Annotated in this window: 4 protein-coding genes and 2 pseudogenes; 1 reads left to right on the top strand and 5 read right to left on the bottom strand. The window is 68.4% G+C overall.

Features of this window, described 5'->3' with window-relative positions:
- A pseudogene (locus tag DBR36_RS06275) lies at window positions 1-550 on the bottom strand (hypothetical protein); the annotation flags it as partial.
- 119 nt (window positions 551-669) lie between these two features.
- On the opposite strand from DBR36_RS06275, the gene DBR36_RS06270 reads away from it, so the two are divergent.
- The gene (locus tag DBR36_RS06270; protein WP_108318056.1) at window positions 670-1,254 is read left to right on the top strand and encodes a hypothetical protein; all 585 of its coding nucleotides are present in this window, start codon (window positions 670-672) and stop codon (window positions 1,252-1,254) included.
- A 65-nt stretch (window positions 1,255-1,319) separates the two neighbouring features.
- Here DBR36_RS06270 and DBR36_RS06265 read toward each other — a convergent pair whose 3' ends face one another.
- From DBR36_RS06265 to DBR36_RS06250, 4 genes and pseudogenes are all read right to left on the bottom strand, one after another.
- A complete protein-coding gene (locus DBR36_RS06265; protein ID WP_108318055.1) occupies window positions 1,320-1,919 on the bottom strand; it encodes a hypothetical protein in 600 nt (199 codons plus the stop codon).
- Between the two features lie 196 nt (window positions 1,920-2,115).
- Window positions 2,116-5,991, bottom strand: a complete 3,876-nt coding sequence (gene rpoC, locus DBR36_RS06260) for a DNA-directed RNA polymerase subunit beta' (protein ID WP_108318054.1) — start codon at window positions 5,989-5,991, stop codon at window positions 2,116-2,118.
- 56 nt (window positions 5,992-6,047) lie between these two features.
- Entirely contained in the window at window positions 6,048-9,545 is a 3,498-nt protein-coding gene (locus tag DBR36_RS06255) for a DNA-directed RNA polymerase subunit beta (RefSeq protein ID WP_108318053.1), read from the bottom strand.
- Window positions 9,546-9,817: 272 nt separating this feature from the next.
- Window positions 9,818-10,294: pseudogene (locus tag DBR36_RS06250) on the bottom strand (allophanate hydrolase); the annotation flags it as partial.

Below are 10,294 nucleotides of genomic sequence, written 5' to 3'. Positions count from 1 at the left end.
GCTGGGCGCCGCCGTACGCGCGCGTCGGCTCGTCGTGGGCGGCGGTGGCCGCCGCAGCGGCTCCCGCCCCGGCGACGGCGGCACCGGCGACGGGGGCCGCCGTCGTGCGGGCGTCGTCGTGCTGCGCGGTGTCGTACCGGCGGGTGTCGGCATCGGTGGCGTCCGAGGTCTGCGCGTGCTCCGGCTCCGCGGAGGCGGCGTATGCGGCCCAGCGGGCGTCCTCGTCGTCGAGGTCGACCGACGACGACCCGACCGAGGTCGTGGCGCTGCGCGGCTCGACCGGCGAGGCGTCGTGCACGACGGGGGCGGCGTGGTCGCGGCGCTCGGTGACGGCGGCCTCGGACCGACGCTCGTGCTCCTCGCGCTCGTCCCAGGCGGCTTCGGCGGCCTGCGGGTCGACGGCGTCGCGGCGAGCCGCCTCGGCGTCGGCGAGACCCTCGTGGGCGCGACCGACGACGTCGTGCGCCTCGTCTTTCGGCTCGGCGACGGGGTCGCCGTACGAGTCCTTGGGTTCAGCGACGGGGTCGCCGTACGACTGGTGGTCGCTCATGGGATCTCCTCACGCGGTGCTAGCGGCGTCAGGCTATCCCGGGAAGGGCGACCCATCGGGGAGGCGTGCCGTCGGATCTGCGTCTCGACCGTGTCGGCCCCTCGGCTTAGGGTGTTCCCATGGCCCGTCCCCCGCTTCGCACGTCGGCCGCGATCGTCCTCGCCGCGACCGCGGCGATCGCGCTGAGCGCCTGCGCGCCGGACGCCGACGAGGCCGCTCCCGCGGCGTCGGCCCCCGTCGTCTCGACGAGCCCGACGCCCATCCCGACCATCACGCAGACGGCGACAGCGGTGCGCCTGCCCGCCGACTGCAAGGCCATGCTCTCGGCCGACGTGCTCGCGCAACTGGGGACGACACCGCTGAACGACCCGTCGCTCGGACCGTCCGGCGTCCAGTCCGACGGGTCCCTCATCTGCATCTGGCGCGATCCCGCCGCCGACACCACGGGCTTGACCACGACCATCTCGCGAATGGACCGCGGCCCGGCCCTCGACATGCTCAACGAGCTCGTCACGACGCAGGGCTTCAGCTGCTACACGCCCGACGCCGGCACCCGCTGCGAGAAGACGTGGATCAACGACGCGTATCCCGTCAACGACGGGCGCACGCTCTATTGGCGCGACGATGTGCTGATCGACACCCAGTACTCCAACCTCGCCCCGACCGGCTACACCGGCAGCATCATCGCGTCGATCTTCGGCTGAACCCGCCGCTCCGCCCCGCGGCTCGGCGGACGACGGTTCGGCCGGTCGACCGAGCACAGCGCGCGTCAGCGGCCGAAGAAGGCGTGGGATGCCACCACCGCGGCGTAGTCGGTCGGCATCCACCCCACGAGGGTCGATGACACCCATCGATCGCCGCGCAGGTCGTGCACCTCGGTGACGTCCGCCGTCGAGCGCTCGCAGTGCTGGACGTCGGCGGCGGTCGTGCACGCGAAGCCCTGCGACGCCAACGTGGACGTGACCGCGGCGACCGCCTCGGGCGCCACCGTCGACACCGTCGTCTCGAGGGAGCGACCACCCTCGCCGCGCCAGTGGCACGTCACGACCACCGTGGGGGCGGCCGCCGCGGCAGCCTCGGGGGTCGAGGCGGGCGGCGTGCGGCGCTGCGACAGCAACGCCTCGGGCGACCACACGAGCGAGGACCACAGCGGCTGCGAGTACAGGTGACGGCAGTCCGCCGCGGGGGTGGGAGGTGTGCCCTGGTCCGCCGGGACCGGAGCGCTGGCGGCGCGCAGGGTGTCGCCCACGAACGCGACCGCACCGGGGACGCCGGGAACGGCGAGCACCACCATCGCCGCGACCGCCGCCACGCAGAACAGCCCCGCCGGCCATGCCAGCCATAGGCTGCGTCCACCGATCCGGGCCATGCGTTCCTCCACATCCACGGTAGGGGAACTCCCCCGCCCGGACCCGCTCCCGACACGCCGCCGGACCCCGCTCGACGCCCGATCGTCACCGCGCGGACACGACGAAGGCCCCCGGCGCGAGCCGGGGGCCTTCGAAGGATCGGGGATATGGCATCCCGGATCAGGAGGGAGCCGGACGAGCTGCTCCCTCCCTCGATCAGTTGTACGTGCCGGGCGTGAAGTCGTCCGTCGAGAAGCTGTCGAAGTCGACGTAGCTCAGGTCGGCGTCGCTGTACGCGCCGTCCGAGGCGAAGATGCGGTTGGGGTACCGCTCGCTCTTGGCCTCTTCCGTCGCCTCGACCGTGACGTTGCGGTACTTCGCAAGTCCGGTTCCGGCGGGGATGAGCTTTCCGATGATGACGTTCTCTTTCAGGCCGACGAGCGGGTCGCTCTTGCCCTCCATGGCCGCCTGCGTCAGGACGCGGGTCGTCTCCTGGAACGACGCCGCCGACAGCCACGACTCGGTCGCGAGCGACGCCTTCGTGATACCCATCAGCTCGGGACGACCCGACGCGGGGCGCTTGCCCTCGCCGACCGTCTCGCGGTTGATGGTCTGGTAGCGCTTGAAGTCCACCAGCTCACCGGGCAGCAGGTCGGTGTCGCCGTGGTCGACGACGGTGACCTTGCGGAGCATCTGACGGACGATGACCTCGATGTGCTTGTCGTGGATCGGCACACCCTGCGAGCGGTACACGCCCTGGACGCCGTTGACGAGGTACTTCTGCACCTCGCGGGCACCCTGCACGCGCATGACCTCCTTGGGGTCGAGCGTTCCGACCTGGAGGGGCTCGCCGACCGAGACGTGCTGGCCGTCCTCGACCAGGAGCGTCGCGCGCTTCAGGACGGGGTAGACCACCGGCTCGTCACCGTTGTCGGGCGTGAGGATGACCTTCTTGGCCTTGTCGGTCTCGTCGATGGTGATGCGACCGTCGGCCTCGGCGATCGGGGACGCACCCTTGGGGGTACGGGCCTCGAACAGCTCCTGCACGCGGGGCAGACCCTGCGTGATGTCGTCGGCCGACGCGGAACCACCGGTGTGGAAGGTACGCATCGTCAGCTGGGTACCGGGCTCACCGATCGACTGGGCCGCGATGATGCCGACGGCCTCGCCGATGTCGACGATCTTGCCGGTCGCGAGCGAACGGCCGTAGCACTTCGCGCAGACGCCGACGGCCGAGTCGCAGGTCAGCACGGAGCGGACCTTGATCGTCTCGACGCCACCGGCGACCAGCTTGTCGATGAGCACGTCGCCCACGTCGTCGCCGGCCTCGGCCAGCACGGTGCCCTGCGCGTCGACGACCGCCGTGGCGAGCGTACGGGCGAACACCGAGTTCTCGACGTTGGCGTCCTTGACCAGCGAACCGGTCGAGTCGGCCGCGGCGATCGGGAGCTCGAGGCCCTTCGACGTGCCGCAGTCCTCCTCGCGGATGATGACATCCTGCGAGACGTCGACCAGACGACGCGTGAGGTAACCCGAGTCGGCCGTACGCAGGGCCGTGTCGGCCAGACCCTTGCGGGCACCGTGCGTGGCGATGAAGTACTCGGCGACCGACAGGCCCTCGCGGTACGAGGAGATGATCGGACGCGGGATGATCTCACCCTTGGGGTTGTTCACCAGACCACGCATACCCGCGATGTTGCGGATCTGCAGCCAGTTACCACGGGCGCCCGACGAGACCATGCGGTTGATGGTGTTGTCGGCCGGGAAGTTGTCCCGCATCGCCTTCTGGACCTCGTCGGTGGCCTCGGTCCAGATCTTGATGAGCTCCTGACGACGCTCGGCGTCGGTGGTGAGACCCTTCTCGTACTGGCCCTGGACCTTCGCGGCCTGCTTCTCGTAGCCGGCGACGATCTCCGCCTTGTTCGGCGGGGTGAGGATGTCGCTCAGCGCCACCGTGACACCCGAACGGGTGGCCCAGTAGAAGCCGGCGTCCTTGATGCGGTCGAGGGATGCCGCGACCTCCACCTTGGGGTACTCCTCGGCGAGCTTGTTGACGATCTGCGACAGCTTGCCCTTGTCGGCCTGCTCGCGCACGAACGGGTAGCCCTTGGGGAGCGTGTCGTTGAAGATCGCCTGGCCGAGCGAGGCGTCCACGAGACCGTGGGTCTCGTAGCCCTCGGGAGCCTGGCCCTCGAGGAAGGTCAGGCCGGGGATGCGGATGCGCGCCTTGGCCTGCAGGTCGAGGGTGCCCTCGTCCTTGGCCAGGATCGCCTCGCCCACCGAACCGAACGCACGGCCCTCGCCCACGGCACCCTCCTTGAGGGTGGTGAGGTGGTGCAGACCGATGATCATGTCCTGCGAGGGCAGGGTCACCGGACGGCCGTCCGACGGCTTGAGGATGTTGTTCGAGGCGAGCATCAGCACGCGGGCCTCGGCCTGGGCCTCGACCGAGAGCGGCAGGTGGACGGCCATCTGGTCACCGTCGAAGTCGGCGTTGAACGCCGCGCACACGAGCGGGTGCAGCTGGATCGCCTTGCCCTCGACGAGCTGGGGCTCGAACGCCTGGATGCCGAGACGGTGCAGGGTGGGTGCACGGTTCAGCAGCACGGGACGCTCGCGGATGATCTCTTCGAGCACGTCCCAGACCTCGGGGCGGTAGCGCTCGACGGCGCGCTTGGCGGCCTTGATGTTCTGCGAGTGACCGAGGTCGATCAGGCGCTTGATCACGAACGGCTTGAACAGCTCGAGAGCCATCTGCTTGGGCAGACCGCACTGGTGGAGCTTGAGCTGGGGTCCGACGATGATGACGGAACGGCCCGAGTAGTCCACGCGCTTTCCGAGCAGGTTCTGGCGGAAGCGACCCTGCTTTCCCTTGAGCATGTCGCTCAGGGACTTCAGGGCGCGGTTGCCGGTACCGGTGACGGGGCGACCACGGCGGCCGTTGTCGAACAGCGCGTCGACGGCCTCCTGCAGCATGCGCTTCTCGTTGTTGACGATGATCTCGGGGGCACCGAGGTCGATCAGGCGACGGAGGCGGTTGTTGCGGTTGATCACACGACGGTAGAGGTCGTTCAGGTCGGAGGTCGCGAAGCGGCCACCGTCCAGCTGCACCATCGGGCGCAGCTCCGGCGGGATCACCGGAACGACGTCGAGCACCATCGAGGCCGGCGACATGCCGGTCTGCAGGAACGAGTTGACGACCTTGAGGCGCTTGATCGCACGGATCTTGCGCTGGCCCTTGCCCTCGGAGATCTGCAGGTGGAGGCTGTCGGCCTCGGCCTGCAGGTCGAAGGTCTCGAGGCGACGCTTGATCGACTCCGCGCCCATGTGGGCCTCGAAGTACTGACCGAAACGGTCCTGGAGCTCGTGGAAGACGTCGTCCTCGGGCTTGAGGGCGCCGACCTCGAGCGTGCGGAAGTCCTCCCACACGCGCTCGAGCTTGGCGATCTGCTCGTCCGCGTTCTTGCGGGCCGCCGTCATGTCCTTCTCGGCGGCGTCCTTGACCTTCTTCTTCTGGTCGGCCTTGGCGCCCTCCGCCTCGAGGGCGGCGAGCTCCTCCTCGAGCTTGGCCAGGCGCGCGGCGATGCGGGCATCGCGGCGGTCGCCGAGCGTCTTCAGCTCGAGACGGATGTTGTTCTCCTGCGTGGCCAGGTCGCGGTGACGAGCATCCTCGTCGACCGAGATGACCATGTAGGCGGCGAAGTAGATGACCTTCTCGAGGTCCTTCGGCGCCATGTCGAGCAGGTAGCCCAGGCGCGAGGGCACGCCCTTGAAGTACCAGATGTGCGTGACGGGCGCGGCGAGCTCGATGTGGCCCATGCGCTCGCGACGGACCGAGGACTTGGTGACCTCGACGCCGCAGCGTTCGCAGACGATGCCCTTGAAGCGCACGCGCTTGTACTTGCCGCAGGCGCACTCCCAGTCGCGGGAGGGTCCGAAGATCTGCTCGCCGAAGAGACCGTCCTTCTCGGGCTTCAGCGTGCGGTAGTTGATCGTCTCGGGCTTCTTGACCTCACCGAAGGACCAACGACGGATGTCGTCGGCGGTGGCCAGACCGATACGGATCTGATCGAAAGTGGTTGATTCGAGCACTGGTTCTCCTGTGTCGGAATTCTCTGAAATCTGAGCTGGGTCGCTGAGCTGGAAGCTCAGATCTCGTCGATCGACGAGGACTCGAAGCGGCTGGAGATGTTGATGCCGAGCTCTTCCGCGGCGCGGAAGGCGTCGTCATCCGTGTCGCGCAGGTTGACCGCGGTGCCATCGGCCGAGAGGACCTCGACGTTCAGGCAGAGCGACTGCATCTCCTTCATGAGCACCTTGAAGGACTCGGGGATGCCGGGCTCCTGGATGTTCTCGCCCTTGACGATCGCCTCGTACACCTTGACGCGGCCGAGGATGTCGTCGGACTTGATCGTGAGGAGCTCCTGCAGCGCGTACGCGGCACCGTAGGCCTCGAGCGCCCACACCTCCATCTCACCGAAGCGCTGGCCACCGAACTGGGCCTTACCGCCGAGCGGCTGCTGGGTGATCATCGAGTAGGGGCCCGTCGAACGCGCGTGGATCTTGTCGTCGACCAGGTGGTGCAGCTTCAGGATGTACATGTAGCCGACCGAGATGGGCGCCGGGAACGGCTCGCCGGAGCGACCGTCGAACAGCAGCGTCTTGCCCGAGGAGTCGACCATGCGGTCGCCGTCGCGGTTCGGGATCGTCGAGTCGAGCAGACCCGCGATCTCGGCCTCGAAGGCACCGTCGAACACCGGGGTCGCGACCTTCGTGCCGGGGGCGGCCTCGCGGGCCGACTCGGGCAGCTGGGCGGCCCACTCGGGGTTGCCCTCGACCTTCCAGCCCTGCTGGGCGATCCAGCCGAGGTGGAGTTCGAGGACCTGACCGAAGTTCATTCGACCGGGGATACCGAGGGGGTTGAGGATGATGTCGACCGGCGTGCCGTCGGGCAGGAAGGGCATGTCCTCGATCGGGAGGATCTTGGCGATGACGCCCTTGTTGCCGTGGCGGCCGGCGAGCTTGTCGCCCTCGGTGATCTTGCGCTTCTGGGCGATGTAGACCACGACGCGACGGTTGACGCCCGAGCCGAGCTCGTCGTCGCCGTCCTCGGCGTTGAACTCCTTGACGGCGATGATCGTGCCCTGCTCGCCGTGGGGCACCTTCAGCGAGGTGTCACGGACTTCGCGGCTCTTCTCGTTGAAGATCGCGCGGAGCAGGCGCTCCTCGGCGCTCAGCTCGGTCTCGCCCTTGGGCGTGACCTTGCCGACGAGGATGTCGCCGGGACGCACCTCGGCGCCGATGCGGATGATGCCGCGGTCGTCGAGGTCCTTCAGCAGGTCGGGGCTGACGTTGGGGAGGTCACGGGTGATCTCCTCTTTACCGAGCTTGGTGTCGCGCGCGTCGACCTCGTACTCCTCGATGTGGATCGACGACAGCGTGTCGTCCTTCACGAGGTCCTGGCTGAGGATGATGGCGTCCTCGAAGTTGTGACCCTCCCACGTCATGAACGCGACGAGGAGGTTCTTTCCGAGGGCGAGCTCGCCGTTCTCGGTCGCGGGACCATCGGCGATGACCTCGCCGGCCTCGATGCGCTCTCCGGCCGAGACGACCACGCGCTGGTTGTACGAGGTGCCCTGGTTCGAGCGGTCGAACTTGCGCAGGAAGTAGTCCTGCGTGCCGCCCTCGTCGAGCTGGATGGTCACGACGTCGGCCGAGACCTCGAGCACCACACCGGCCTTGTCGGCGGTGACGACGTCACCGGCGTCGATGGCCGCGAAGCCCTCCATACCGGTACCCACGACGGGCGACTCGCTGCGCACGAGCGGCACGGCCTGGCGCTGCATGTTCGCACCCATGAGGGCGCGGTTGGCGTCGTCGTGCTCGAGGAACGGGATGAGCGAGGTCGCCACCGACACCATCTGGCGCGGCGAGACGTCCATGTAGCCGATCTCGTCGACGGGGAACAGGTCGACCTCGCCACCCTGACCGCGGCGGGCGAGGATGCGGTCCTCGACGAAGTGGCCGTCGGCCTGCAGGGCCACACCGGCCTGAGCGACGATGTGGTCGCTCTCTTCGCTGGCGGTGAGGTAGTCGATCGTGTCGGTCACGCGGCCGTCGACGACGCGGCGGTACGGCGTCTCGATGAAGCCGAACGCGTTGATGCGCGCGAACGACGCGAGCGAGCCGATCAGACCGATGTTCGGGCCTTCGGGCGTCTCGATGGGGCACATGCGGCCGTAGTGCGAGGGGTGGACGTCACGGACCTCGACGCCGGCACGCTCACGCGACAGACCACCGGGACCCAGGGCCGACAGGCGGCGCTTGTGGGTCAGACCCGCGAGCGGGTTGTTCTGGTCCATGAACTGCGACAGCTGCGAGGTTCCGAAGAACTCCTTGATCGCGGCGACGACGGGGCGCACGTTGATCAGGGTCTGGGGCGTGATCGCCTCGATGTCCTGCGTGGTCATGCGCTCGCGGACAACGCGCTCCATGCGCGACAGACCGGTGCGGACCTGGTTCTGGATCAGCTCGCCGACGGCGCGGATACGACGGTTGCCGAAGTTGTCGATGTCGTCGGTGTCGAGACGGATCTCGGCGGCCGAGCCGTTGCGGGTGCCGTCGAAGGTGACGTCGCCGCGGTGCAGGCGCACGAGGTACTTGATGGTCGCGACGATGTCGTCGACGGTCAGCACCGAGTCGCTGAGCGGCTTGTCGAGGCCGAGCTTCTGGTTGATCTTGTAGCGACCCACCTTGGCCAGGTCGTAGCGCTTGGCGTTGAAGTAGAAGTTGTCCAGCAGCGCGCGGGCGGCCTCGGCGGCGACCTGCTCGCCCGGACGGAGCTTGCGGTAGATGTCGCGGAGCGCGTCTTCCTTCGTGAGGATCGTGTCCTTCGACAGCGTCTCTTCGATCGAGTCGAAGCCGCTGAACTCGGCGAGGATGTCCTCGCTGGTCAGGCCGAGGGCCTTGAGGAAGACGGTGACCGACTGCTTGCGCTTGCGGTCGATGCGCACGCCGACCTGGTCGCGCTTGTCGATCTCGAACTCGAGCCAGGCACCGCGCGAGGGGATGACGCGCGCCGAGACGATGTCCTTGTCGGAGGTCTTGTCGGGCGTCTTGTCGAAGTAGACACCGGGCGAGCGCACGAGCTGGGACACCACGACGCGCTCGGTGCCGTTGATGATGAACGTGCCCTTGTCGGTCTGGAGCGGGAAGTCGCCCATGAAGACCGTCTGGGTCTTGATCTCACCGGTCTGGTGGTTCATGAACTCGGCCTCGACGTAGAGCGGGGCCGCGTACGTCTTGCCGCGCTCCTTGCACTCTTCGATCGAGTACTTCTCGGGCTCGAGGTAGGGGTTGGTGAACGAGAGCTGCATGGTCTCGCTCAGGTCCTCGATCGGGGAGATCTCTTCGAAGATCTCTTCCAGACCGCTGATCTCGGGCACGTCGGTGCGACCGGCGGCCTGGGCCTCGGCGACGCGCGCCTTCCAGGCCTCGTTACCGACGAGCCAGTCGAACGACTCGGTCTGCAGGGCCAGCAGATCGGGAACGGTCAGCTTGTCGGAGATCTTCGCGAACGAGAGGCGGGATGCTCCGCGTCCGCTCTTGGGGGTGGTGGTGGTGGATGCGTTGCTCGCAGCAGCCAAGGGAATAACCTCCAGAAGCCCGGGCGAGGGGCTCGTGATTCCTTGTCGTCAGGTGGAGTGCGTTCCTGCCCCGAAAACCTGCTCGTCGCACGCCGCGGTGAAGCGGGGACGGACAGGCTCAGCCGACCACCATATGAGGGCAGGGGGAATCGAGGAGCGCAAAGTCCAAGCATACGCGGGAGGACTCGCCGTGTCCAGTCCAATTCTTGACGCGTCTGCGGACCTGCGGTATAACCGCGTGCGCCCGCCCGGCATTCCCCCGACCGACCGCGTCAGCGGCCCCGGAACCGCACGTGATCACCCGGACGCACCTGCGCGAGGGCATCGAGAGCGGCATCCGGAACCACTCCGATCACGGGGTACCCACCGGTCACCGGACCGTCGGCCAGCAGGACGACGGGGCGACCGTGCGGCGGCACCTGGATCGCGCCGGGGCGCATCGCCTCGCTCGGCAGCTCGTGGTGGCGGAGGCGGTCGAGTACCGGTCCGTCGAGCCGGATGCCGACCCGGTCGGCGCGCGACGACACCGTCCAGCTCGCGCGCGTCAGGGTCTGCCACGCCGAGGGGGCGAACCAGTCGGCGCGCGGGCCCTCGCCGACGGGGACGTCGACGCGCGCGGGCGGCACCGTCCACGGGAACGCGTCGACGACGGGGACGGCACCGGCGGGCCGACCGAGGCTCAGCAGATCGCCGGCGGCGAGGGGCGCGCGCCCGAGCCCCGCCAGCGAATCGGATGCCGCGGACCCCAG

It is taken from the genome of Microbacterium sp. HMWF026, assembly GCF_003061325.1.
Taxonomy (GTDB): Bacteria; Actinomycetota; Actinomycetes; order Actinomycetales; family Microbacteriaceae; genus Microbacterium; species Microbacterium testaceum_E.
Note: the sequence above shows the minus strand (reverse complement) of the source record. Positions and strands in the feature narration are given on the sequence as shown.